The sequence below is a fragment of the Escherichia sp. MOD1-EC5990 genome, from assembly GCF_002965285.1.
GTDB lineage: Bacteria > Pseudomonadota > Gammaproteobacteria > Enterobacterales > Enterobacteriaceae > Escherichia > Escherichia coli_F.
Genome location: NZ_PTRV01000006.1, coordinates 160,743 through 186,331, shown reverse-complemented (window position 1 = coordinate 186,331; position 25,589 = coordinate 160,743). Strand labels below are relative to the sequence as shown.

Annotated in this window: 24 protein-coding genes; 14 read left to right on the top strand and 10 right to left on the bottom strand. The window is 52.7% G+C overall.

Annotated features, from left to right (window positions below):
* Nucleotides 1–78: 78 nt before the first annotated feature.
* The 5 genes from astE to astC are packed head-to-tail and all read right to left on the bottom strand — an operon-like array spanning nucleotide 79 to nucleotide 6,106.
* The gene (gene astE / locus BEB42_RS09670; protein WP_105267338.1) at nucleotides 79–1,047 is read right to left on the bottom strand and encodes a succinylglutamate desuccinylase; all 969 of its coding nucleotides are present in this window, start codon (nucleotides 1,045–1,047) and stop codon (nucleotides 79–81) included.
* A complete protein-coding gene (gene astB, locus BEB42_RS09665) occupies nucleotides 1,040–2,383 on the bottom strand; it encodes an N-succinylarginine dihydrolase (RefSeq protein ID WP_105267337.1) in 1,344 nt (447 codons plus the stop codon). Before astB ends, astE begins: the two co-directional genes overlap by 8 nt.
* Complete coding sequence (gene astD, locus BEB42_RS09660) at nucleotides 2,380–3,858, bottom strand: succinylglutamate-semialdehyde dehydrogenase (RefSeq protein ID WP_105267336.1); 1,479 nt, start codon at nucleotides 3,856–3,858, stop codon at nucleotides 2,380–2,382. Before astD ends, astB begins: the two co-directional genes overlap by 4 nt.
* Nucleotides 3,855–4,889 (bottom strand): arginine N-succinyltransferase, encoded by a 1,035-nt coding sequence (gene astA, locus BEB42_RS09655; RefSeq protein WP_000989430.1) that lies wholly within the window; start codon nucleotides 4,887–4,889, stop codon nucleotides 3,855–3,857. Before astA ends, astD begins: the two co-directional genes overlap by 4 nt.
* Complete coding sequence (astC, locus tag BEB42_RS09650; protein WP_105267335.1) at nucleotides 4,886–6,106, bottom strand: succinylornithine/acetylornithine transaminase; 1,221 nt, start codon at nucleotides 6,104–6,106, stop codon at nucleotides 4,886–4,888. Before astC ends, astA begins: the two co-directional genes overlap by 4 nt.
* Before the next feature lie 445 nt (nucleotides 6,107–6,551).
* Between astC and xthA the strand changes: the two genes are divergently transcribed.
* From xthA to ynjE, 9 genes are all read left to right on the top strand, one after another.
* Entirely contained in the window at nucleotides 6,552–7,358 is an 807-nt protein-coding gene (gene xthA / locus BEB42_RS09640; RefSeq protein ID WP_105267334.1) for an exodeoxyribonuclease III, read from the top strand.
* A gap of 166 nt (nucleotides 7,359–7,524) precedes the next feature.
* The gene (locus tag BEB42_RS09635; RefSeq protein ID WP_105267333.1) at nucleotides 7,525–8,235 is read left to right on the top strand and encodes a TVP38/TMEM64 family protein; all 711 of its coding nucleotides are present in this window, start codon (nucleotides 7,525–7,527) and stop codon (nucleotides 8,233–8,235) included.
* 4 nt (nucleotides 8,236–8,239) lie between these two features.
* On the top strand, nucleotides 8,240–8,917 hold the full coding sequence (ydjY, locus tag BEB42_RS09630) for a lipoprotein YdjY (RefSeq protein ID WP_105267332.1): 678 nt from the start codon (nucleotides 8,240–8,242) through the stop codon (nucleotides 8,915–8,917).
* 14 nt (nucleotides 8,918–8,931) lie between these two features.
* A complete protein-coding gene (locus BEB42_RS09625) occupies nucleotides 8,932–9,639 on the top strand; it encodes a TVP38/TMEM64 family protein (protein ID WP_105267331.1) in 708 nt (235 codons plus the stop codon).
* Nucleotides 9,639–10,187: a carboxymuconolactone decarboxylase family protein gene (locus BEB42_RS09620; RefSeq protein ID WP_105267330.1), complete on the top strand. Its 549-nt coding sequence runs from the start codon at nucleotides 9,639–9,641 to the stop codon at nucleotides 10,185–10,187. Before BEB42_RS09625 ends, BEB42_RS09620 begins: the two co-directional genes overlap by 1 nt.
* Nucleotides 10,188–10,196: 9 nt before the next feature.
* Nucleotides 10,197–11,363 carry an ABC transporter substrate-binding protein gene (locus tag BEB42_RS09615; protein WP_105267329.1) on the top strand — a complete coding sequence of 389 codons (1,167 nt, stop codon included), beginning with the start codon at nucleotides 10,197–10,199 and terminating at the stop codon, nucleotides 11,361–11,363.
* Nucleotides 11,336–12,871 (top strand): ABC transporter permease subunit, encoded by a 1,536-nt coding sequence (locus BEB42_RS09610; RefSeq protein ID WP_105267328.1) that lies wholly within the window; start codon nucleotides 11,336–11,338, stop codon nucleotides 12,869–12,871. Before BEB42_RS09615 ends, BEB42_RS09610 begins: the two co-directional genes overlap by 28 nt.
* Complete coding sequence (locus BEB42_RS09605) at nucleotides 12,871–13,524, top strand: ATP-binding cassette domain-containing protein (protein WP_105267327.1); 654 nt, start codon at nucleotides 12,871–12,873, stop codon at nucleotides 13,522–13,524. The genes BEB42_RS09610 and BEB42_RS09605 overlap by 1 nt, the downstream gene beginning before the upstream one ends.
* A 66-nt stretch (nucleotides 13,525–13,590) precedes the next feature.
* Nucleotides 13,591–14,898 carry a thiosulfate sulfurtransferase YnjE gene (ynjE, locus tag BEB42_RS09600; RefSeq protein ID WP_105267326.1) on the top strand — a complete coding sequence of 436 codons (1,308 nt, stop codon included), beginning with the start codon at nucleotides 13,591–13,593 and terminating at the stop codon, nucleotides 14,896–14,898.
* 8 nt (nucleotides 14,899–14,906) lie between these two features.
* On the opposite strand, the gene BEB42_RS09595 is transcribed toward ynjE, so the two are convergent.
* Complete coding sequence (locus BEB42_RS09595) at nucleotides 14,907–15,527, bottom strand: CDP-alcohol phosphatidyltransferase family protein (protein ID WP_001353164.1); 621 nt, start codon at nucleotides 15,525–15,527, stop codon at nucleotides 14,907–14,909.
* An 86-nt stretch (nucleotides 15,528–15,613) separates the two neighbouring features.
* Here BEB42_RS09595 and nudG point away from each other — a divergent pair, with 86 nt between their 5' ends.
* Nucleotides 15,614–16,021 (top strand): CTP pyrophosphohydrolase, encoded by a 408-nt coding sequence (gene nudG / locus BEB42_RS09590; protein ID WP_105267325.1) that lies wholly within the window; start codon nucleotides 15,614–15,616, stop codon nucleotides 16,019–16,021.
* Here the strand turns inward: nudG and BEB42_RS09585 are convergent.
* On the bottom strand, nucleotides 15,987–16,259 hold the full coding sequence (locus BEB42_RS09585; protein WP_039020744.1) for a YnjH family protein: 273 nt from the start codon (nucleotides 16,257–16,259) through the stop codon (nucleotides 15,987–15,989). The genes nudG and BEB42_RS09585 overlap by 35 nt on opposite strands.
* Nucleotides 16,260–16,494: 235 nt before the next feature.
* Between BEB42_RS09585 and gdhA the strand changes: the two genes are divergently transcribed.
* Nucleotides 16,495–17,838 (top strand): NADP-specific glutamate dehydrogenase, encoded by a 1,344-nt coding sequence (gene gdhA / locus BEB42_RS09580; protein ID WP_000373043.1) that lies wholly within the window; start codon nucleotides 16,495–16,497, stop codon nucleotides 17,836–17,838.
* A gap of 83 nt (nucleotides 17,839–17,921) precedes the next feature.
* Here gdhA and topB read toward each other — a convergent pair whose 3' ends face one another.
* From topB to BEB42_RS09560, 3 genes are all read right to left on the bottom strand, one after another.
* Nucleotides 17,922–19,877, bottom strand: a complete 1,956-nt coding sequence (gene topB / locus BEB42_RS09575; RefSeq protein ID WP_001235791.1) for a DNA topoisomerase III — start codon at nucleotides 19,875–19,877, stop codon at nucleotides 17,922–17,924.
* 4 nt (nucleotides 19,878–19,881) lie between these two features.
* Nucleotides 19,882–20,925, bottom strand: a complete 1,044-nt coding sequence (gene selD, locus BEB42_RS09570) for a selenide, water dikinase SelD (protein WP_105267324.1) — start codon at nucleotides 20,923–20,925, stop codon at nucleotides 19,882–19,884.
* Nucleotides 20,926–21,041: 116 nt separating this feature from the next.
* The gene (locus BEB42_RS09560; protein ID WP_000339269.1) at nucleotides 21,042–21,593 is read right to left on the bottom strand and encodes an NAD(P)H nitroreductase; all 552 of its coding nucleotides are present in this window, start codon (nucleotides 21,591–21,593) and stop codon (nucleotides 21,042–21,044) included.
* Between the two features lie 160 nt (nucleotides 21,594–21,753).
* Here BEB42_RS09560 and sppA point away from each other — a divergent pair, with 160 nt between their 5' ends.
* The 3 genes from sppA to ansA all read left to right on the top strand — a co-directional run bounded on the left by sppA (nucleotide 21,754) and on the right by ansA (nucleotide 25,584).
* Nucleotides 21,754–23,610, top strand: a complete 1,857-nt coding sequence (sppA, locus tag BEB42_RS09550) for a signal peptide peptidase SppA (protein WP_105267323.1) — start codon at nucleotides 21,754–21,756, stop codon at nucleotides 23,608–23,610.
* Nucleotides 23,611–23,725: 115 nt separating this feature from the next.
* Complete coding sequence (locus BEB42_RS09545) at nucleotides 23,726–24,436, top strand: SIMPL domain-containing protein (protein WP_123058306.1); 711 nt, start codon at nucleotides 23,726–23,728, stop codon at nucleotides 24,434–24,436.
* 131 nt (nucleotides 24,437–24,567) lie between these two features.
* Nucleotides 24,568–25,584, top strand: coding sequence for an asparaginase (ansA, locus tag BEB42_RS09540; protein ID WP_001170162.1), 1,017 nt, complete (start codon nucleotides 24,568–24,570; stop codon nucleotides 25,582–25,584).
* Nucleotides 25,585–25,589: the final 5 nt, after the last annotated feature.

The following is a 25,589-nucleotide window of genomic DNA, read 5'->3' as shown; positions in this document are numbered from 1 at the left end:
GCAAATAACCAGGATTAATCTGTATTAATTTATAAGAAAGTAACTTAATACCCGCAGAATGATTTCTGCGGGTAAGTATTAGCTTATTTTTTCGAGCATTAATCCCGCGCGTAATCCCAACGCTACCAACGGATTAGGGAATAACACATACTCTACATCATGGGTTACGGTAAAACGTTCCTCACCGTCCTGCGCCAGCAACGTTCCTTTCTTAAACGGCATAAAATTCAGCGTGTCACTTGCCATATGCATTTCGAAGGACGGCGAGTGGCGAGTAATTTGCGAAACCACCCGATAACGTAGTGGCGGCGTTCTCACGATACCGACACTCTCACCAGATAGCAGCGCAGCAATTGCGCTGGCAGTGACTGCAAACTGGCGAAGATCGTTTTGCCCAAAGGGTAACGCTTTGCCAAGTTCCAGCGTACAGGCCAGCGCGCCAAAATGTCTGGCGCTGAAATGGGTAAACGTACCACCAGGCGCCTGATGGAACACCAGTGCCTCCAGCCCCGCAGTCCCCAGCCACGTCAGAAATTTCTCGTCCCAGGGAATGTCGCGTTGCGGTAATACACCGAACTGCGGATGCAAGGAGCCACGAATTGCGGTATGGAGATCAAGGTGCCAGCGCACAGATTCTTTGCCCTGGTCATAAAAATCTTCCAGGCACTGTTCCAGTTCGCGCGCGCGACAGGTTTCCCCGCTTTCAGCAAATAGCTGCCAACGTCCGCCAAACATTCGGTTCATATCACTATGGCAATAACGTTTCCCTTGCTTCAGCGCAAGAGGATTCCCGAGGATCACCAGCAGCCGCCAACGTAACGGGATCTCACCGTGAGATATCGCGCCAAGCAACGCATCCAGCATTTCCACAGGTGCCGTCTCATTACCGTGTATTCCCGCTGAAATCACCAGTGCGCCTTGCGGTGGCGTTAATGGCGTCAGTTCCAGCACGCCATCGCCCAGCCAGCGCCAGCGAACGCCGTTGATTTCTCGCTCGGTGATAACCGGTTTTTTACCCGTTAAGGTCAGAGCAAGAAAATTATCCATTTCCCCCTCCCTCGCGCTGGAACGGATAAACCGAACCAAGATCCAATAATTGAGTCAGTGTATCCAGTGCTTCCCTTCCTTCGCGCAGCAGCAGCGGATCGGCAAGATCCGCAGCAGTAAGATGATCGCGGTAGTAACGATCCACCCAGTCATTGAGGGCACTAAACAAGGTATCGTTCATCATCACCGCCGGATTTACCGCCCGGCGTTCTTCTTCTGTCAACACCACGCGCAACCGCAGGCACGCCGGGCCGCCGCCGTTTGCCATACTTTCACGTAAATCAAAAACTTTTAGTTCGCTAATCGGGTTGTCAGCGGCAAGGAGTTCATTGAGATAACGCCATACTCCTGCGTGTTCCTGACACTCCTGAGGCAGCACCAACATCATGGAACCATCATCGCGACTCAGTAACTGGCTGTTAAACAGATACGTAGACACCGCATCCGACACGGAAACCTGTGCCGCCGGAACTTCTATCGCCATAAAACCGTTTACCCGCGCACGCAGATTTGCCAGTAATTGCGCCTGGCGAGCGAACGCCTGCTGATGGCAAAACAGCACCTGACGGTTACTTACGGCAATCACATCATTATGAAAAACGCCCTGGTCGATAACGTCCGGGTTTTGCTGGGCGAAAATCACCTGTTGGGGATTCACCTGATTCAGCCTTGCCACCGCTTCGCTGGCTTCGCGGGTCTGCCGCGCCGGATAGCGGGAAGGTCGGGAAACATTGCCCTCTTCTCGCCCGTAGACAAAAAGCTGAATACCCGGTTCACCATAATGGCCGCCCAGACGATTGTGGTTTGCCGCCCCCTCGTCACCGAGCAAGGCCACCTGTGGCAACGCCGAATGGATAGCGAATTTTTTCTCCTCGTTGAAAATCGCTTTTAACAGCGATTCGGTCACAGACGCTTCCAGCGAGCGGTGAAATTTATTGTTCAGGTTGGCAACGGTGAGATGCACTTTGCCATCCAGCGTATCGGCGGATGGCGCGACCGTTGCCGCATTGGCTACCCACATTGGAGATGCGGAACTGACGCTGGAAAGCCAATGCGGTGCCTGACGTGCAACCTTTTCCAGTACCTGCTCATCGCTACCACTGAATCCCAACTGACGTAAAACCGGAATAAACGGGCGCTCGTGCGGTGGGATAACCGCCTGGGGAAATCCCAAATCGGCAAGGGCTTTCATTTTCAGTAAGCCCTGTTTCGCTGCCAGTCGCGGGTTAGACACCTGAAAACGATGACGGGTAGAAGCTTCATTACCAAACGACAAGCCCGCGTAATGATGCGTCAGCCCTACCAGCCCGTCGAAATTGACTTCCCAGGCGTTCATCGCACCACCTCATCGGAAAAATCCAGCCCAGGGTTAAGCGTGGCGGGCAATGTTAACGAGTCCGACTCCAGGCTCGCCATCGGCCAGGCACAATAATCTGCGGCATACCAGGCGCTGGGGCGATGGTTACCGGAAGCGCCAATGCCGCCGAATGGCGCGGTACTGGCAGCGCCGGTAAGCGGTTTGTTCCAGTTAACAATCCCCGCCCGCGCCTCCAGCAACAGTTGATCGAATTTTTCCCGCTCGGGGGAAACCAGACCGCAAGAGAGTCCGAAGCGAGTGTTATTCGCCATTCGAATCGCTTCATCGAAAGTATCATACCGCCAGACGCGCAATAACGGTCCGAACACCTCTTCATCTGGTACGCCAGCAACGCCTGTCATTTCAATGATCCCCGGCGTCAGCAACGATGTTCCTGCGCGCAGTAAACGTGGCGCAAGCAGGGTTCGTCCGCCCATCGCTTCCAGTTGCTGCCAGGCAGTAACCACCTGCTGTGCGGCCTGCTCTGATATCAGCCCGCCAATAAACGGCTGCGGTTCGTCATCCCAGTTGCCCGGCGTTAATCGCTGGCTGACGGCAACCAGACGAGCAAGAAACGCATCGCCCTGCGCCCCGCTTTTCAGCAATAAACGGCGGGCGCAGGTGCAGCGTTGCCCGGCTGTGACAAATGCCGACTGAATGGTCAGATGGACAGCCGCGTCGATATCCGCCACGTCATCGATTATTAGCGGGTTATTACCACCCATCTCAAGGGCGAGAATTTTCTCCGGCTGACCAGAGAGCTGGCGATGTAGCTGGTAACCGGTATTGGCGCTGCCGGTAAACAGCAAGCCGTCGAGATCCTCCAGCGCACTCAGCGCCTGACCGGTTTCGCGCCCGCCCTGCACCAGGTTCAGCACGCCAGACGGCAAGCCAGCCTGCTGCCATAAACGCATGACTGCCTCACCGCTCCAGGGGGTCAGTTCGCTGGGTTTAAAGATTACCGTGTTGCCAGCCAGTAACGCCGGAACGATGTGCCCGTTAGGCAGATGTCCGGGGAAATTGTACGGTCCAAACACCGCCAGCACGCCGTGTGGGCGATGTCGCAGGCTCGCCGCGCCGTCCGGCATTTCGCTACGCTGCTCGCCGGTACGAACGTGATACGCCTTAATTGATATCGCGATTTTATTGATCATCGCCGTCACTTCGGTTGCCGCTTCCCATCGCGGCTTACCGGTTTCTCTGGCAATAATCGCGGTTAATTCGGCTTTATTGCTTTCCAGCAATCCGGCAAAGCGTTCAACTCTTACCTGACGATCGCCAAAGGAGAGTCGCGCCCAGCGCGGAAACGCCGCTCGGGCAGCCCGACAAGCCTGCTCGACCTGAGCGGCATCGGCCTCATTGCCTTGCCATAACACCTCACCCGATACTGGATTACGCTTCACACGCAATGCACCCTGGCCCGTCACCCAGTCACCGTTGATCCATAAAGTCATGCTGTTTTCTCCTCTGCGCACAGGCGCACCAGACGAACGCGATCCCCTGCGTGGCATTTGAGGGCATCCAGTTGTGCGGCGGTTAAAATCAAACGCTCGGTCGCTGGATCGGTACGCACCAGCACCACGCGGAAATGGTGATAATTTTCATTGGCGACCAGGCAGGCCGGGAATTCGCCCTGCGCAGGCTGCCCTTCTGCCACTTCCACCAGCCGACTTTTGCGAATGGCTCGCACTCGGTCAATATCACACTCAAGCGTCGGCCCGCCGTCAAAGATGTCAATATAGTTACGGTAGCGAAAACCTTCTTTCTCCAGCACCGCGCGGGCAGGCGCGGTTTGAGGATGTACCTGACCGATGACGTCCTGCGCTTCCTGGGATAAAAAGTGGGTATAGATCGGATGTTTCGGCATCAGTTCTGCAATAAATGCCTTTTGCCCGGTGCCACAGAGAAAATCGGCGCGGCTAAAATCCATCGAAAAGAAACGCTTGCCGAGGCTTTGCCAGAACGGTGAATAGCCGTGTTCGTCAATCACCCCGCGCATTTCGGCGACCACTTTGTCATTAAACTTGTCGCGAAAAGCCGCCATAAACATAAAGCGCGATTTCGACAGCAAATAGCCGTTGCCCTCTTTGCGCCACTCCGGATCGAGAAATAGCGTGCACAACTCGCTGCTGCCGGTGTGATCGTTACTGAGAAACAGCGTCGGTAACGCGTTATAGACATTTAGCTCTTTTGAGGCGTGAACCAGCGTGCCGACGCGATAGTTATACCAGGGATCATTCAGACCAACCGCTACCTCTATAGCGCAAATTCCCGCCACGGTGCCTGTCTCACTATCTTCCAGTACAAACACATAGCCCTGCTCACTTTTGGGCAGTTCGCCTTGCCAGGTTTTGATTGCCCTTTCGATACGCGCCGAAAGCGTGGCTTCATTGGCGGGAAGCGACGTCAGGCCGCCGCCCGTTTTGCTGGCAAGCTGCATCAGCGCCGAGACATCTGAGCGCTCAACGGGACGGATGACCATCATGATGAACCTCGGCTAACAAAGTGTTCGCAAGCAGCTGCAAAGCGATCCAGCCCGGTCGTCACCTCTTCTTCGCTGACATTGAGCGCTGGTGCAAAACGCACCACGTTGCCACCCGCAATCAGTACCATCACGCCTGCTTTCGCCGCTTCCTGAGAAATTTGTTTCGCTTGCCCAGCGTAATCCGCATTCAGCACACAGCCAATCAGCAGACCTAATCCGCGAATTTCACTGAACAAACCGCAGCGGTGATTAATGGTATTAAGACGCTCAACAATCCAGTCGTGACGCTGTTTAACGCCATTAAGCATCTCTGGCGTGTTGATGAGATCCAGCACTTTACCTGCCACCGCCGAGGCCAGCGGATTACCGCCATAAGTGGTGCCATGTGTGCCCACGGTCATCACGCTGGCGCATTCTTCGGTTGCCAACAGAGCGCCAACGGGGAAACCGCCGCCCAGTGCTTTTGCGGTAGTTAACAGATCGGGCGTCACGCCGTAGTGCATATAGGCATACAGTTCCCCGGTACGCCCGACGCCCGTTTGTACTTCATCAAAAATCAGCAATGCGTTGTGGCGGTCACACAGTTCGCGAAGCTCCTGTAAAAATGCGTTGCTGGCAGGCACCACACCACCTTCTCCCTGGATGGGTTCGACAATCACCGCACAGGTGGAGTCGTCAATCAGCGCACTGGCAGAGTTAATATCGTTATATGCAGCATGACTAATATCCGGCGGCAGTGGCGCAAAATCCTGTGAATAGGCTGGCTGCCCGCCCGCGCTGACGGTAAACAGCGTGCGCCCGTGGAACGCATTTTTAAACGCCACGATGCCGCTCTTATGGCTGCCGAAGCGGTCGTGAGCGAATTTACGTGCCAGTTTGAGCGCCGCTTCATTGGCTTCCGCACCAGAGTTACAGAAGAACACGCGATCGGCAAAAGTGGCGTCGATCAATTTTTTCGCCAGTCGCAGTACCGGCTCGTTGGTGTAACCATTACCGGTATGCCAGAACTTACTCGCCTGTTCGTTCAGCGCCTCGCGCAGTTCCGGGTGCGCATGGCCCAGTGCGTTCACCGCAATGCCACCCGCGAAGTCGATATACTCTTTCCCCTGCTGATCCCACAAGCGCGAACCTTCGCCACGTACCGGAATAAATGGTGCCGGAGCGTAAACAGGTATCATCCATTCATCAAAGTTTTCACGCGTAATTGGCTGAGACATAGCGACCTCTACAGTAAATGATTAGTTATTTATATGTTAATAATAAGTAATGTTTGCGCTGTAAATGTAGATTGCAGGGTTCGTGCCAGCCAGTGATAAAAGTGCATAAAAGGGGGCGATTAACTGATAATCAAGGAGTTATAACTGTACGCTATGCATTTAAAGTGCATAAAAAGTGAATATGTTTGCGATGATGGTGAATAGAAAGAATAAAAAACGCAATATTATGCAAAAGTAAAATATAATTCTGGAATTGTGATCATTGACGAAATTTACTGGAAATTACTGCGCCATTCTGACGCAGCGCGCACCAAAAGCGGGCAATTTTTGCGCCATCGTTGACATCATTAACAACCATCGATCAAATCACTTAACAACAGGCGGTAAGCAAAGCGAAATTCTGCTACCATCCACGCACTCTTTATCTGAATAAATGGCAGCGACTATGAAATTTGTCTCTTTTAATATCAACGGCCTGCGCGCCAGACCTCACCAGCTTGAAGCCATTGTCGAAAAGCACCAGCCGGATGTGATTGGCCTGCAGGAGACAAAAGTTCATGACGATATGTTTCCGCTCGAAGAGGTGGCAAAGCTCGGCTACAACGTGTTTTATCACGGGCAGAAAGGCCATTACGGCGTGGCATTGTTGACCAAAGAGACGCCGATTGCTGTGCGTCGCGGCTTCCCTGACGACGGCGAAGAGGCACAACGGCGAATTATTATGGCGGAAATCCCCTCGCCGCTGGGTAATGTCACCGTGATCAACGGTTACTTCCCACAGGGCGAAAGTCGCGACCATCCGATTAAATTCCCGGCGAAAGCGCAGTTTTATCAGAACCTGCAAAACTATCTCGAAACCGAACTTAAGCGCGAAAATCCGGTGCTGATTATGGGCGATATGAATATCAGCCCCACCGACCTGGATATCGGCATTGGCGAAGAGAACCGCAAACGCTGGCTGCGTACTGGTAAATGTTCTTTCCTGCCTGAAGAACGTGAATGGATGGACAGGCTGATAAGTTGGGGGCTGGTGGATACCTTCCGCCATGCGAATCCGGAAACAGCAGATCGTTTCTCATGGTTTGATTACCGCTCAAAAGGTTTTGACGATAACCGTGGTCTGCGCATCGACCTGCTTCTCGCCAGCCAACCGCTGGCAGAATGTTGCGTAGAAACCGGCATCGACTATGAAATTCGCAGCATGGAAAAACCGTCCGATCACGCCCCCGTCTGGGCGACCTTCCGCCGCTAATTTAGCTGCTCTCCTGACTCAAACGGAGTCAGGAGAATTAACCTTGAGAAAAATCAACAAACTGTCAGTAATGATTTGTTGCTTGTCGTCCTTTGTTATACCGTCACAGCGTTTTTAGTTGTCTGACCACTTCTCTATTATCAAGTTTGATATAGGAAACTCCACAATGAACGCTGAGCGTAAATTTCTTTTTGCCTGTTTTATTTTTGCGCTGGTCATTTACGCTATCCACGCTTGCGGTTTATTCGATCTGCTCACCGATTTACCCCACTTACAAACTCTCATTCGCCAGAGCGGATTGTTCGGTTATTGCCTTTATATTGTGTTATTCATCATTGCCACCCTCTTTCTGTTACCAGGAAGCATACTGGTGATCGCTGGAGGAATAGTTTTTGGCCCGCTCTTAGGGACACTACTCTCATTAATTGCCGCTACGCTGGCCTCCTCGTGCTCATTCCTGCTGGCGCGCTGGCTGGGACGTGATTTACTGCTGAAATACGTTGGCCATAGCCATACCTTCCAGGCCATTGAAAAAGGCATTGCGCGTAACGGTATTGATTTTCTTATTCTGACCCGCTTAATCCCGTTGTTTCCTTACAATATTCAAAATTACGCTTACGGATTAACCACAATCGCCTTCTGGCCTTATACCCTTATTTCGGCACTCACTACCCTGCCCGGTATAGTTATTTATACCGTGATGGCCAGCGATCTCGCCAGTGAAGGCATTACGCTGCGCTTTATTTTACAACTCTGTCTGGCGGGCCTGGCACTGTTTATTCTCGTCCAGCTTGCCAAACTCTACGCCCGACACAAACACGTGGATCTGTCTGCTTCGCGCCGCAGCCCACTTACTCACCCAAAAAATGAAGGATAGAACGATGTTGCAACATTATTCAGCGTCATGGAAAAAAGGACTGGCTGCACTGTGTTTACTGGCCGTTGCCGGGCTTAGTGGCTGCGATCAAAAAGAGAATGCGGCAGCAAAAGTGGAATACGACGGGCTTTCAGACAGCCAACCACTGCGTGTCGATAACAATAACCATACGGTCACCATGCTGGTACAAATTAATGGCCGTTTCCTGACAGACGACACTCGACACGGCATAGTGTTTAAAGATGGCTCCAACGGACATAAATCGCTGTTTATGGGTTATGCGACCCCGAAAGCATTTTATGAAGCACTGAAACAAGCCGGTGGTATCCCGGGCGAAAACATGACCATGGAGAATAAAGAAACGACTCATGTAGCGGGCAGCAAACTGGATATTTCGGTCAACTGGCAAGGGGCAGCAAAAGCGTATTCATTCGATGAGGTGATTGTCGACAATAACGGTAAAAAACTGGACATGCGCTTTGGCGGTAATTTAGCCGCCGCAGAAGAGAAGAAAACGGGCTGCCTGGTATGTCTGGATAGCTGCCCGGTCGGCATCGTCAGCAATGCAACATACACTTATGGTGCGGTGGAAAAACGTGGTGAAGTGCAATTCAAAGGCAATGCCTCGGTTCTCCCGGCAGATAACACGCTGGCTACGGTTACCTTTAAAATCACCGAATAAAGCCACGATAAAGGATGATGAAGATGCAATCGCGTAAAATCTGGTACTACCGTATAACCCTCATCATCCTGTTGTTCGCTATGCTGCTGGCATGGGCACTGCTTCCCGGCGTCCATCAGTTTATCAATCGCAGCGTTGCGGCGTTTGCCGCCGTGGACCAACAGGGTATAGAACGCTTTATTCAGTCTTACGGCGCACTGGCAGCAGTTGTCTCGTTCATTTTGATGATTTTACAGGCCATTGCTGCGCCGCTGCCTGCGTTTTTAATTACCTTTGCCAATGCGTCGCTGTTTGGCGCGTTCTGGGGTGGCTTGCTGTCGTGGACCAGTTCTATGGCAGGCGCGGCGCTATGCTTTTTTATCGCCAGAGTGATGGGCCGCGAAGTGGTGGAAAAATTAACCGGTAAAACCGTGCTTGACAGTATGGACGGATTTTTCACTCGCTACGGCAAACACACTATCCTGGTATGCCGGTTATTGCCTTTTGTCCCTTTCGATCCAATCAGCTATGCTGCCGGTTTGACGTCAATACGTTTTCGCTCGTTTTTTATCGCCACCGGGCTTGGTCAGTTACCGGCGACTATTGTTTATTCCTGGGCGGGCAGTATGTTAACGGGCGGTACCTTCTGGTTTGTCACCGGACTGTTTATTCTGTTTGCCCTGACCGTGGTGATTTTTATGGCGAAAAAAATATGGCTTGAACGCCAGAAGAGGAATGCCTGATGGGTTTACCGCCGCTTAGCAAAATTCCTTTCATTTTACGTCCGCAGGCGTGGCTGCATCGTCGCCATTACGGCGAGGTGCTAAGCCCCATTCGCTGGTGGGGGCGGATCCCGTTTATCTTTTATCTGGTGTCGATGTTTGTCGGTTGGCTGGAGCGTAAACGCTCACCGCTCGATCCGGTAGTGCGATCGCTTGTCAGCGCGCGCATTGCGCAAATGTGCCTGTGTGAGTTTTGCGTGGATATCACCAGTATGAAAGTCGCCGAGCGCACTGGCAGCACCGATAAACTGCTGGCAGTGGCTGACTGGCGGCAAAGCCTGCTCTTTAGCGATGAAGAACGGCTGGCGCTGGAGTACGCCGAAGCCGCCAGCGTAACGCCACCAACAGTCGATGCAGCCCTGCGTACCCGACTGGCTACGCATTTTGACGCTCAGGCGCTCACCGAACTGACGGCATTGATCGGCCTGCAAAATCTGTCAGCCCGTTTTAATTCTGCCATGGACATTCCCGCTCAGGGGCTGTGCCGTATTCCTGAAAAACGTTCTTAAGGAGAGATGATGCGCCATTGTGGGTGGTTGCTGGGATTGTTATCGCTGTTTTCTCTGGCAACACATGCCAGTGACTGGCAGGAAATTAAAAATGAGGCCAAAGGGCAAACCGTCTGGTTTAACGCCTGGGGCGGCGATACCGCAATTAACCGCTATCTCGACTGGGTTAGCGGCGAGATGAAAAACCATTATGATGTAAACCTGAAGATTGTCCGTCTGGCAGATGCCGCAGACGCGGTGAAGCGCATTCAGACCGAAGCTGCTGCCGGACGTAAAACGGGCGGCTCGGTGGATCTGCTCTGGGTGAACGGCGAAAACTTCCGCACCTTAAAAGAGGCCAATTTACTGCAAACCGGCTGGGCTGAGACTCTGCCAAACTGGCGTTATGTCGATACACAACTGCCGGTACGGGAAGATTTTTCTGTACCTGTCGAAGGCGCAGAATCACCGTGGGGCGGCGCACAACTGACGTTTATCGCCCGCCGCGATGTTACGCCACAGCCACCACAAACACCGCAAGACTTACTGGAATTTGCTAAAGCCAATCCTGGCACGGTTACCTATCCGCGCCTGCCAGACTTTACTGGCACCGCATTTCTTGAACAGTTACTGATTATGCTGACGCCAGATCCCGCAGCATTAAAAGAAGCGCCGAACGATGCGACTTTCGCCCGTATCACTGCGCCCTTGTGGCAATATCTTGATGCGCTGCATCCGTATTTATGGCGCGAAGGAAAGGATTTCCCACCTTCGCCCGCGCGGATGGATGCTCTGCTGAAAGCTGGCACATTGCGCCTGTCGCTGACCTTTAATCCTGCACATGCCCAGCAAAAAATCGCCAGTGGCGATTTGCCGGCAAGCAGTTACAGTTTTGGTTTTAACGAGGGGATGATTGGCAACGTGCATTTTGTCACCGTTCCGGTCAACGCGAATGCCAGTGCTGCGGCGAAGGTGGTTGCCAATTTCCTGCTCTCACCTGATGCACAGCTGCGTAAGGCAGATCCTGCTGTATGGGGCGATCCATCGGTTCTCGATCCACAAAAACTGCCTGACGGGCAGCGTGAAACATTGCAATCAAGAATGCCGCAGGATCTGCCGCCGGTACTGGCGGAACCGCATGCTGGCTGGGTAAATGCGCTGGAACAAGAATGGCTACGCCGTTACGGTACGCATTAATCTTGTTGCTGTGGGCGATGGTGGTGGTGATTTATGCACCGCTGATCCCGGCAGCTCTCACGCTGATATCGCCTGCTTTGTCGTTGGCACACTGGCATGCGTTATTTGCCGATCCGCAGTTACCGCAGGCCTTACTGGCAACGCTGGTATCGACAACCATCGCGGCGGTCGGCGCTTTGTTTATTGCCCTGCTGGTGATAGTCGCGCTGTGGCCGGGGCCGAAATGGCCGCGTATGTGCGCCCGTCTGCCGTGGCTGCTCGCCATCCCCCATGTGGCTTTTGCCACCAGCGCCCTGTTGCTGTTTGCTGAAGGTGGCCTGGTTTATCAGGTTTTTCCTTTTCTCACTCCGCCGATGGATAAATTGGGTATTGGGCTGGGCCTTACCCTGGCGGTGAAAGAAAGCGCATTTCTGCTGTGGATCTTAGCGGCAGTATTGAGCGAGAAACGGCTGTTGCAGCAGGTTATTGTACTGGATTCGCTGGGCTACAGCCGCTGGCAATGTCTGAACTGGTTGTTGTTGCCCTCCGTCGCGCCTGCACTGGCAATGGCGATGCTGGCTATTGTGGCATGGTCGTTGTCGGTCGTGGATGTGGCAATTATTCTCGGGCCGGGTAATCCACCGACGCTGGCGGTAATTAGCTGGCAGTGGCTAACCCAGGGTGGCATTGACCAACAGACAAAAGGCGCGCTTGCCAGTCTGCTGCTGATGCTGTTACTCGCCGCCTACGTTTTGCTTGGTTATCTGTTATGGCGCGCCTGGCGACGCACGATCCCCCAGGAAGATGGCGTTCGTAAGCCCGCCACGCCTTTATTACTCGGTAATACACTGGCGATTTTTTTACCCTTAACCGGTGTGCTCTGTGTGGCTCTGCTGGCGATCCTCGCGGATCAGTCGACGATCAATAGTGAAGCGCTCATCAACAGCCTGACAATGGGGCTGGTGGCGACGTTTATCGCTTTGGTCCTGTTACTGCTGTGGCTGGAATGGGGGGCAAAGCGTCGCCAGTTGTGGCTCTGGTTGCCCATTTTATTACCCGCTCTGCCGCTGGTGGCGGGCCAGTACATGCTGGCGCTATGGCTGAACATAGATGGGAGCTGGACAGCGGTGGTCTGGGGGCATCTGCTGTGGGTAATGCCGTGGATGCTGTTTATCCTGCAACCCGCCTGGCAGTGCATTGATTCACGGATAATTTTGATTGCGCAAACACTGGGCTGGTCGCGGGCCAAAATCTTCTTTTACGTGAAATGCCCACTCATGTTGCGCCCTGCGCTGATTACCTTCGCGGTGGGATTTTCAGTCAGTATTGCGCAGTATATGCCGACGCTGTGGCTGGGCGCGGGGCGTTTTCCGACGCTCACCACTGAAGCGGTGGCATTAAGCAGCGGCGGCAGCAACGGCATTCTCGCCGCCCAGGCTTTATGGCAACTACTGTTGCCGCTTATTATTTTTGCCCTGACCGCGTTAGTCGCAAAATGGGTAGGTTATGTCAGACAAGGACTCCGCTAATGCTCTGCGTGAAAAATGTTTCGCTACGTTTACCAGAAAGCCGCTTGCTGACAAACGTTAACTTTACGGTGGATAAAGGTGACATTGTCACGTTAATGGGTCCTTCAGGCTGTGGTAAATCTTCTCTGTTTTCATGGATGATTGGTGCGCTGGCAGGACAGTTTTCTTGTACAGGTGAGCTATGGCTCAATGAGCAACGGATTGACATGCTACCCACCGCACAGCGTCAGATTGGTATTCTATTCCAGGATGCACTGTTATTTGACCAGTTCAGCGTCGGGCAAAATTTATTGCTGGCGCTACCGGCGACCCTGAAAGGGGCTGCAAGGCACAATGCAGTAAATGATGCGCTTGAACGGACAGGGCTTGGCGGAACTTTTCATCAGGATCCGGCGACATTATCGGGCGGCCAGCGAGCGCGGGTAGCCTTGCTACGTGCCCTTCTCGCACAGCCTAAAGCGTTAATACTGGATGAGCCGTTCAGCCGTCTTGATGTGGCTCTGCGCGATAATTTTCGCCAGTGGGTGTTCAGCGAAGTTCGCGAACTGGCGATCCCCGTCGTTCAGGTCACCCACGATCTTCAGGATGTTCCTGCCGATAGTCCCGTTCTGGATATGGCGCAGTGGTCAGAAAATTACAACAAACTGCGATAACGCAAAGTTTTTCCCAATGTGTCAGTTCAGAATGGCGCACTCAAAACTACAATGTCGGGATTTTCGATGAAACGTGTTTCTCAAATGACCGCGCTGGCAATGGCTTTAGGGCTGGCTTGCGCTTCTTCGTGGGCCGCTGAACTGGCGAAGCCTCTTACTCTTGACCAGCTTCAACAACAAAATGGCAAAGCGATAGATACTCGCCCCAGCGCGTTTTATAACGGCTGGCCACAAACCTTAAATGGCCCTTCCGGTCATGAACCTGCCGCCTTAAACCTTTCTGCTAGCTGGCTCGACAAAATGAGCACCGAACAGCTCAACGCGTGGATCAAGCTACATAACCTGAAAACCGACGCTCCGGTGGCGCTGTACGGTAATGACAAAGATGTCGACGCCGTCAAAACGCGACTGCAAAAAGCAGGTTTTACGCATATCTCCATTTTGAGTGACGCGCTAAGCGAACCTTCCCGTCTGCAAAAACTGCCGCACTTTGAGCAGCTGGTTTATCCGCAATGGCTGCATGACCTGCAACAAGGAAAAGACGTTACAGCGAAACCTGCCGGTGACTGGAAAGTCATTGAAGCGGCCTGGGGCGCTCCTAAGCTTTACCTTATCAGCCATATTCCCGGCGCGGATTACATCGATACCAATGAAGTGGAAAGCGAACCGCTGTGGAATAAAGTCTCTGATGAACAACTGAAAGCGATGCTGGCAAAGCATGGCATTCGTCATGACACCACGGTGATTCTATATGGTCGCGATGTATACGCAGCAGCGCGTGTAGCACAGATTATGCTCTATGCAGGGGTGAAAGATGTGCGCCTGCTGGACGGCGGCTGGCAAACCTGGTCCGACGCGGGACTGCCTGTTGAGCGCGGAACGCCACCGAAAGTGAAAGCTGAACCGGATTTCGGCGTGAAGATCCCGGCGCAACCGCAGTTGATGCTTGATATGGAACAGGCCCGTGGGCTGCTGCATCGCCAGGATGCATCGCTGGTGAGCATTCGTTCGTGGCCAGAATTTATCGGTACGACCAGTGGTTACAGCTATATTAAGCCAAAAGGTGAAATAGCCGGAGCCCGTTGGGGACACGCTGGTAGCGACTCGACGCATATGGAAGATTTCCATAACCCGGATGGCACCATGCGTAGCGCCGATGATATTGCCGCTATGTGGAAAGCATGGAATATCAAACCAGATCAGCAAGTTTCATTCTACTGCGGCACCGGCTGGCGCGCGTCCGAAACCTTTATGTACGCACGAGCAATGGGCTGGAATAACGTCTCCGTTTACGACGGCGGCTGGTACGAATGGAGCAGCGATCCGAAAAATCCCGTAGCAACCGGTGAGCGCGGCCCGGACAGCAGCAAATAACATTGCAATTACTGGCGCTGGAGCGACTTCAGCGTCAGATACCCACTCCACACCCGCGTAAAGGTCGTCATCCAGCACAACGCACCAAATACCCACGCAAACCACGGAAAATAAGCTGGCAAGAGGCAACTCAGAACAAACAGCAAAATCGTCTCGCTGCCTTCGGTTAACCCGCCCAGATAATAAAACGATTTATGCGCATAACCGGGATTATCAATCTGATGTTTCGCCGCCAGCGCAGCAAATGCGAGAAAACTGCTTCCCGTGCCAATAAACGCAAACAGCAGCCAGCCGCCTGCCAGCGCGTTTTGCTCCGGTGCGGCGAGGATAAACCCAAAAGGCACCAGTGCGTAAAAAAGAAAATCGAGAGAAATATCGAGAAAGCCACCCGCGTCGGTAAGTCCTCTTCGCCGCGCCAACGCGCCGTCCAGACCATCAAGCAGCCTGTTCAACAAAATGACGATTAGCGCCGCCAGATACCAGCCCAGCGCCAGAAACGGCAGTGCCAGCACGCCGATGGCAAATCCCACTAATGTTAAACCATCTGGCGTAATGCCGGGTTTATCCAGCACCTTCACACACTGATGCAACAAAGGTTTAATTCGGGGATGAAGATGGCGGTCTAACACAGGCACTCCTTAAATATAAAGCCTTTCTGATTGAGCAACAGTGCGGATATTATGGCATTTTTCGCTTATCTGCCCGTGTGTAATTTATGAATATGATTGAAGTTGTTGCCGCCATCATCGAACGTGATGGCAAAATTTTACTCGCTCAACGCCCCGCCCATAGCGATCAGGCGGGATTATGGGAGTTTGCCGGTGGTAAAGTCGAGCCGGATGAAAGCCAGCGGCAGGCGCTAGTGCGTGAGTTACGCGAAGAATTGGGCATCGAAGCAACTGTGGGTGAGTATGTTGCCAGCCATCAGCGAGAAGTGTCGGGGCGGATTATCCATCTTCATGCCTGGCACATACCCAACTTCCACGGGACGTTACAGGCACATGAACATCAGGCGCTGGTCTGGTGCTCACCTGAAGAGGCTCTGCAATATCCGCTGGCCCCTGCTGACATTCCACTATTAAAGGCGTTTATGGCTTTACGCGCCGCCAGACCAGCGGATTAGTGCTAAGAGTTTTGTCATCCCGCTGGCATTGCAGCAGTATTCCTTCGGCTTTAATTACCGCCCCTTCAGAATAATTTTTATCCTGATAAACGCAGCACTGAGTACAGGGCTGCGCTGACTGCCCGCCTGAACTGAACACTTCTGGCGGTACGTTCACCTCCACGTCCGGACGATAATGCGGGTTAGCCAGTGCAATTAATGGAAATGCCAATGCTAGGGCGAACAATGCTCGACTCACAGGGAACTCCTTAACGTTTTTGTCTCTGCTACTGATAACGGTAGCCTGGCGGCAAAACTTTAGCGTCTGAGTTATCGCTTTTGGTTATGAGATTTCTCCCGTTATTAATTTGCTTTCGTGAGTCATTTTTTTCTTGCTTACCGTCACATTCTTGATGGTATAGTCGAAAACTGCAAAAGCACATGACATAAACAACATAAGCATAATCGTATTAATATATAAGGGTTTTATATCTATGGATCAGACATATTCTCTGGAGTCATTCCTCAACCATGTCCAAAAGCGCGACCCGAATCAAACCGAGTTCGCGCAAGCCGTTCGTGAAGTAATGACCACACTCTGGCCTTTTCTTGAACAAAATCCAAAATATCGCCAAATGTCATTACTGGAGCGCTTGGTTGAGCCGGAGCGCGTGATCCAGTTTCGCGTGGTATGGGTTGACGATCGCAACCAGGTGCAGGTCAACCGTGCATGGCGCGTGCAGTTCAGCTCCGCCATCGGCCCGTACAAAGGTGGTATGCGCTTCCATCCGTCGGTAAACCTCTCCATTCTCAAATTCCTCGGCTTTGAACAAACCTTCAAAAATGCCCTGACAACTCTGCCGATGGGCGGTGGTAAAGGCGGCAGCGATTTCGACCCGAAAGGGAAAAGCGAAGGCGAAGTGATGCGGTTCTGCCAGGCGCTAATGACTGAACTGTATCGCCACCTGGGCGCAGATACCGACGTTCCGGCGGGCGATATCGGCGTTGGTGGTCGTGAAGTCGGCTTTATGGCGGGGATGATGAAAAAGCTCTCCAACAATACCGCCTGCGTCTTCACCGGTAAGGGGCTTTCTTTTGGCGGCAGTCTTATTCGCCCGGAAGCTACCGGCTACGGTCTGGTTTATTTCACCGAGGCAATGCTAAAACGCCACGGTATGGGTTTTGAAGGGATGCGCGTTTCCGTTTCTGGCTCCGGCAACGTCGCTCAGTACGCTATCGAAAAAGCGATGGAATTTGGTGCCCGTGTGATTACTGCGTCAGATTCCAGTGGCACTGTCGTTGATGAAAGCGGATTCACTAAAGAGAAACTGGCGCGTCTTATCGAAATCAAAGCCAGCCGCGATGGTCGAGTGGCAGATTACGCCAAAGAATTTGGCCTGGTCTATCTCGAAGGCCAACAGCCGTGGTCTGTACCGGTTGATATCGCCCTGCCTTGCGCCACCCAGAACGAACTGGATGTAGACGCCGCGCATCAGCTTATCGCCAATGGCGTTAAAGCCGTCGCCGAAGGGGCGAATATGCCGACCACCATCGAAGCGACTGAACTGTTCCAGCAGGCAGGCGTACTGTTTGCACCGGGTAAAGCGGCTAATGCTGGTGGCGTAGCTACATCCGGCCTGGAAATGGCGCAAAACGCTGCGCGCCTGGGCTGGAAAGCCGAGAAAGTTGACGCACGTTTGCATCACATCATGCTGGATATCCACCATGCCTGTGTTGAGCATGGTGGTGAAGGTGAGCAAACCAACTACGTGCAGGGCGCGAACATTGCCGGTTTTGTGAAGGTTGCCGATGCGATGCTGGCGCAGGGTGTGATTTAAGTCATTAGCGCCGTTTCAGGCGTTTATGCCAGATGCGGCGTGAACGCCTTATCTGGCCTACGAAAACTGACTGCATCAGAGCATTACATTATCACTCCACTGCCCGCCTCTGCTGCTGGCGGGCTTTTTTTCGCTGCTCGCTTACGTGATGAAGTCTTTTTATTTCCTTCTCCGCCATCTGGAGCCACTATGCCGCGAAACTGCCGCACCGGCGTACGTTTGGCCTGATCAATCAACTGATACAGCGTCCCCACCAACGGTTGCATAAAGTCCTGATAGCGGCACTGCTTTTCGCTGATTTGCGTCAGCACCGATTCCCAGTGCGCGGTCATGTCCGGTCGCGTAGCCATTTCTGGCAGCGAATGGAATAACGCTTTTCCGGCGTCGGTGGAGTGGATATAGCGCCCTTTTTTGGTCAGAAAGCCACGCTTGAACAACAGTTCAATAATCCCGGCGCGAGTCGCTTCTGTCCCCAGACCATCGGTCGCACGAAGGATCTTTTTCAGATCTTTATCCTGAACAAAGCGCGCGATCCCGGTCATCGCCGAAAGCAGTGTTGCATCGGTAAAATGGCGCGGCGGCTGCGTTTGTCGCTCTACCACCTCACCTTTTTCACACAGCAACTCATCGCCTTTCGCCACCACAGGCAGTGGCGTGCCGTCGTTTTCTTCATCGCGCTCTTTGCTGCCTAACAGCGTGCGCCAGCCTGCTTCAGCTAGAAAACGGGCTTTAGCGACAAATTTGCCTTTGGCTATTTCCAGTTCGATAACACACTTGCGGAACACCGCGTCCGGACAGAACTGCATCAAATACTGACGAGCAATCAGGTTATAGACCTTCGCCTCGTTTTCCGTCAGGTTGATGGCAGAACTCCTCGCGGTCGGGATGATGGCGTGGTGCGCATCGACCTTTTTGTCATCCCAACAGCGGTTGCGTATATCTGGATCTACCACTGGTTGCGGCAACAGATCCGGCGCATGGACGCCGATAGCATTCATCACCGCGTGGCGTCCGGCAAAATGCTCTTCTGGCAGATAGCGACAATCGGAACGCGGATAAGTGATTAGCTTGTGCGTTTCGTACAACTTCTGGCAGATATCAAGCACGTTCTGCGCACTCAGACCAAAGCGTTTAGCCGCTTCAATCTGCAACGCCGAAAGCGAAAACGGCAGCGGTGCGGATTCTGATTCCCGTTTATCGTTATAGCTGGTGACAATAGCCGGTTGGCCGCTGATGCGGTTGACCACATGCTCCGCCAGCGGACGATGTAACAAGCGCCCTTCTTCATCCTGGTACGGTTCACACGCTTCGCTCGGTTGCCAGATAGCGGTAAACCGCTCATCGGCAGGTGTCACGATATGCGCTTTGACTTCAAAGAAGTCTTTCGCCACGAAGTTTTCAATTTCTTCATCGCGGCGCACCACCAGCCCGAGCACGGGCGTCTGCACGCGGCCCACGGAAAGCACGCCCTGATAACCCGCATTACGACCGAGAATGGTGTACGCGCGGGTCATATTGATGCCGTATAACCAGTCGGCTCGTGCTCGCGCCAGCGCAGAAACGCACAGTGGTACAAACTCGCTATTGGAGCGAAGACGATCGATCGCCCGCTCAACCGCCTGCGGGTTCAGGTCGTTTATCAAACAACGCTGTACCTGCTGGCGCTTTTCTGGTGCCAGTTGCAGGTAGTCCAGCACTTCATCTACCAGCAATTGCCCTTCACGGTCCGGGTCACCGGCGTGAACGATTTCGCTGGCTTCATGCAGAAAGCGTTTGATGACGTTAAGTTGTTTGGTCACGGAGGGTCGTGGCTGTAATTGCCACTTTTCCGGGACAATGGGGAGATCGGCCAGGTTCCAGCGCGCATAGCGACTGTCGTAGGCGTCTGGCTGCGCCTGCTCAAGCAGGTGACCGATACACCAGGTCACCACCTGGCCATTACCGCACTCGATAAAGCCATCGCCTTTCCGGTGCGGTTTGGGCAGGACATCAGCAATGGCGCGCGCCAGACTCGGTTTTTCGGCAATAAACAACCGCATTGAATTAACGGATCTCAACCATGGCACGACCGCCGCGCGCTGGCACCAGTTCGCCAATCGCCGTCAGTTCCATGCCAAACTCGGCGGCTGTAGCTTTGACCTCATTTTCTGCTTCCGGCATGACCGCCAGCAGCAGACCGCCAGAAGTTTGCGGATCGCACAGCAGATCGCGCACTTCACGCGGCATTTCACCCATCAGATGCCCATAGCTGGCAAAGTTACGTTCGGTGCCGCCAGGCACTGCGCCCAACTTAATGTACTCTTCAACCCCCGGCAGTTTCGGGATCGCTTCATAGTCGACTCGCGCCTGCACACCAGCACCCTGACACATTTCGCTCAAATGCCCCAGCAGACCAAAACCAGTCACGTCAGTCATCGCTTTTACGCCTTCGATGTTGGCAAAGGACGCGCCTGCGATGTTCATCCGGCACATCACTTCCGTCGCTAGTCCCTGATGTTCTGGTTTCAGCAGTGATTTTTTCTCAGCCGTAGTAAGAACGCCAATTCCCAGCGGTTTCGTCAGGAACAGTTTGCATCCGGCTTGTGCAGTACTGTTTTTCTTCACCCGCTCGGTCGGTACGATCCCCGTTACCGCCAGACCAAAAATCGGCTCCGGCGCATCGATGGAGTGACCGCCAGCCAGCGCAATACCCGCCTGACGGCATGCATAGCGTCCACCTTCGGTTACTTCGCGGGCAATTTCAGGGGAAAGTTTGTTAATAGGCCAGCCGAGGATCGCAATCGCCATAATCGGTTTGCCACCCATCGCGAAGATATCGCTGATGGCGTTAGTCGCCGCAATGCGGCCAAAATCGAAAGGATTATCAACGATCGGCATAAAGAAGTCGGTGGTACTGATAACGCTGGTGCCATTGCCCAGATCGTACACCGCCGCATCGTCGCGGGTTTCATTACCCACAAGCAAATTCGGATCAACAAACTTCGCCTGCTCACTGTGCAGGATGGTTTCCAACACTTTTGGGGAAATTTTACAGCCGCAACCTGCACCGTGGCTGTATTGGGTCAAACGAATCGAGTTCTCGCTCATGGACATCTCCTGTCAATGCAATCCGGGTATGGTAACCCTCATTCCATGAAGTGATAAGTGAGAGTGTCTGAATTCCTGCGCCTTTGCTCACAATCCAGACAGTTTCGCGACAATTATCAGAAATAAGTCACAAACGGCGTCGGGTCCGGAACGTTTATCGATGTAGATGCTTTCAACTGCGGCGTACCAAGGTAGAGAAAACCGACAATTTTATCCTGCTCACGGCAACCGAATGCTTCACGCACTACCGGACTTTCAGTTAATGCGCCACTACGCCAGATGCCGCCAAACCCCTGGGCAACTGCTGCCATTTGCATCGCCATGACCGCACATCCCGCAGACATTTCCTGTTCCCAGCGCGGGACTTTATGATTTTCTTCGCATTTTGCCACCACCGTTATGATGAGCGGTGCGCGGAACGGCGCATTACGCGCTTTGTCGATAGCTTTGTCATCACTACCGGCAGCAATCGCCCCCTGTTCCAATAATGCGCTGAAACGCTCGCGTCCTTCCCCTTCAATCACAAAAAAATGCCACGGTTGCATGGACTTATGGTCCGGGGCACGCATACCCGCACGCAGGATGTTTTGCAGTTGTTCACCCGTTGGCGCAGGTTCAGCCAGGCGGGAGGCGCTACGGCGATTGATCAATAGTTCGAGTGCATCCATTTGATTAACTCCTGTCATGATATTTATTCACAAAATTAACACGAGAGTGGATTTTGTTACAGCACAGTCCGCAATTCCTGCTGACAAGTGCCGGTTGGGTCATTACGATAACCACATCTATTGCGCCTGTGACAGGTGTGACCTTAAGTTGGGAGAATACATGCGAACCCTTTGGCGATTTATTGCCGGATTTTTTAAATGGACGTGGCGTCTGCTGAATTTCGTCCGTGAAATGGTACTTAACCTGTTCTTTATTTTTCTCGTACTGGTTGGTGTGGGGATCTGGATGCAGGTCAGTGGTGGTGATTCGAAAGAAACGGCCAGTCGTGGCGCGCTGCTGCTGGACATATCTGGTGTAATCGTCGATAAACCCGACAGTTCTCAGCGGTTTAGTAAGCTAAGCCGCCAGCTCCTTGGTGCCAGTTCCGACCGTCTGCAGGAAAACTCACTGTTTGATATCGTCAACACCATTCGCCAGGCGAAGGACGACCGCAATATCACCGGTATCGTGATGGATCTGAAAAACTTCGCAGGCGGCGACCAGCCGTCTATGCAGTACATCGGCAAAGCCCTGAAAGAGTTTCGTGACAGCGGGAAGCCAGTTTATGCCATAGGCGAGAACTACAGCCAGGGGCAATATTATCTCGCCAGTTTCGCCAACAAAATTTGGCTATCTCCACAAGGCGTGGTGGATCTGCACGGTTTTGCTACCAACGGTCTGTACTACAAATCGTTACTGGATAAGCTGAAAGTCTCCACCCATGTGTTCCGCGTGGGTACGTATAAATCTGCCGTTGAACCGTTTATTCGTGATGATATGTCACCGGCAGCCCGCGAAGCTGACAGCCGCTGGATCGGTGAGCTGTGGCAAAACTATCTGAATACTGTTGCCGCTAACCGGCAGATCCCTGCTCAGCAGGTATTCCCTGGTGCGCAAGGGTTGCTTGAGAGTTTAACCAAAACAGGTGGCGATACCGCGAAATATGCGCTGGAAAACAAGCTGGTCGATGCACTGGCATCAAGTGCCGAAATCGAAAAAGCTCTGACCAAAGAGTTCGGCTGGAGTAAGACTGATAAAAATTATCGCGCCATCAGTTATTACGATTACGCATTGAAAACGCCGGCAGATACCGGTGACAGCATCGGTGTCGTCTTCGCGAATGGCGCAATTATGGATGGCGAGGAAACTCAGGGGAATGTTGGCGGTGATACCACTGCGGCACAAATCCGCGACGCTCGCCTTGACCCGAAAGTGAAAGCGATTGTTCTGCGTGTTAATAGCCCTGGCGGCAGCGTTACCGCCTCTGAAGTGATTCGCGCTGAACTGGCAGCAGCCAGGGCAGCGGGTAAGCCTGTGGTTGTATCGATGGGCGGCATGGCGGCATCTGGTGGTTACTGGATTTCCACGCCAGCTAATTACATTGTGGCTAACCCCAGCACCCTGACCGGTTCTATCGGTATCTTCGGCGTGATCACTACCGTAGAAAATAGTTTGGATTCGATTGGTGTTCATACCGATGGCGTCTCAACTTCACCGCTGGCGGATGTTTCTATCACCAAGGCACTGCCGCCGGAAGCGCAGCAGATGATGCAGTTAAGCATTGAGAATGGCTATAAACGCTTTATCACGCTGGTTGCTGATGCGCGTCATTCGACGCCGGAGCAGATTGATAAAATCGCCCAGGGCCACGTCTGGACCGGTCAGGATGCAAAAGCTAACGGGCTGGTCGATAGTCTCGGGGATTTCGATGATGCGGTTGCCAAAGCAGCAGAGCTGGCAAAAGTGAAACAGTGGCATCTGGAATACTACGTTGATGAACCGACCTTCTTCGACAAAGTGATGGACAATATGTCTGGTTCTGTCCGGGCAATGTTGCCAGATGCGTTCCAGGCCATGTTACCTGCACCGCTGGCCTCGGTAGCCTCTACCGTTAAAAGTGAAAGCGACAAGCTGGCAGCGTTTAACGACCCACAAAACCGTTATGCGTTTTGCCTGACCTGCGCCAACGTGCGTTAAATCCTGCAAAAATGTGGCCGATATGCTGTCGGCCACACTCCTGAATCGGACTGTCTTTCACTCCCTCTCTCCACTACATTCCCTTGCTCATTTAGCATCTGATATGGAGTCATCAGTGAATAAGGCCCCCTCTTTAATTGCCGCTATCGTCCTCGGACTGGGGATTAGCGCCTGTGGTTATTTTGTTGGCGATGGTGTTAAACATTTAAAAACCAATAACCGTTATGTAAATGTGCGTGGGCTTTCTGAAAAAGAAGTTCGCGCAGATACGGCAGAATTAACAATTGCGATTAACTTTAAGGGTAATATTCCCGGCGAACTGTTCCCGAAACTGGAAGACGCGCAGAAAAAAATTGTTGCCGAACTCAATGCTCAGGGGATTAACGAGAAAGAGATAACCCAGGGCCAATGGACAAGCAAGCGAACAGATTCCTTTTATCTGAAAGATGATCCCACAATGCCACGCTATAACGCAGACGGGTCAGTGACGATAAAAACCCATAATGTTGCTGCTGTCGAAAAAGTCGTCGCGAAATTAAACGAACTGCAAGTCGCTACGGAGGGCGCTATCGCTGAGAGCAAAGTCGCCTATCGCTTTAATGGTATTGGCGCACTGCGCGCTGAGATGATTGCCGCCGCCACCAAAGATGCACGCAACGCAGCATTACAATTTGCAACGGACTCAGGTAGCCAGGTGGGGTCAATTAGCGATGCCTCACAAGGCGTGTTCCAGATCTTCGCCAGTGGCAGTGATGAAGATGATCCTACGGCGATTAATAAAACGGTACGCGTAGTCACCACCGTAACCTATGCGTTGCAGGATTAACCACTTTTCTCCGGCTGGACACTAATCCCTCCGTTCTGCCGGACTTTTCTCATATCCACAGAGTATCCAGGTGCGCTCGCTGCCCCTCACGTATATACTTTTGCTCTTTCGATATCATTCATATCAATATCATGCAAAAGAAATCAATTTACGTCGCCTACACGGGCGGGACCATCGGGATGCAGCGTTCCGAGCAGGGTTATATTCCGGTGTCAGGTCATCTACAACGCCAACTGGCGCTGATGCCGGAATTCCATCGCCCGGAGATGCCAGATTTCACCATTCATGAATATACGCCGCTGATGGACTCTTCAGATATGACGCCAGAAGACTGGCAGCATATTGCTGAAGATATTAAAGCGCATTATGACGACTATGATGGTTTTGTCATTCTGCACGGCACCGACACGATGGCGTATACCGCCTCTGCGCTGTCGTTCATGCTCGAGAATCTCGGTAAACCGGTCATTGTGACAGGGTCACAAATCCCGCTGGCTGAGTTACGCTCTGACGGACAAATTAATCTGCTGAATGCGTTGTACGTTGCGGCGAATTATCCTATCAACGAAGTAACTCTCTTTTTTAATAATCGACTTTATCGTGGCAACCGTACCACCAAAGCCCATGCCGATGGTTTTGATGCGTTTGCCTCTCCAAACCTTCCTCCGTTACTGGAAGCAGGTATCCATATTCGTCGTTTGAATACGCCCCCCGCCCCGCACGGTGAAGGGGAATTGATCGTTCATCCAATCACCCCACAACCAATTGGCGTAGTGACGATTTATCCGGGGATTTCTGCTGACGTCGTGCGCAATTTTCTGCGCCAACCGGTGAAAGCATTGATTCTGCGCTCATATGGCGTGGGTAATGCGCCACAAAACAAAGCCTTCCTGCAAGAATTACAAGAAGCCAGCGATCGCGGAATTGTGGTAGTCAACCTGACACAATGTATGTCCGGCAAAGTGAACATGGGTGGCTATGCCACTGGTAACGCCCTCGCCCATGCCGGCGTCATTGGTGGAGCTGATATGACAGTAGAAGCTACGCTAACCAAACTGCATTACCTGCTTAGCCAGGAACTGGATACTGAAACCATTCGCAAGGCCATGAGCCAAAACCTGCGCGGCGAACTGACGCCGGATGATTAAGGAGA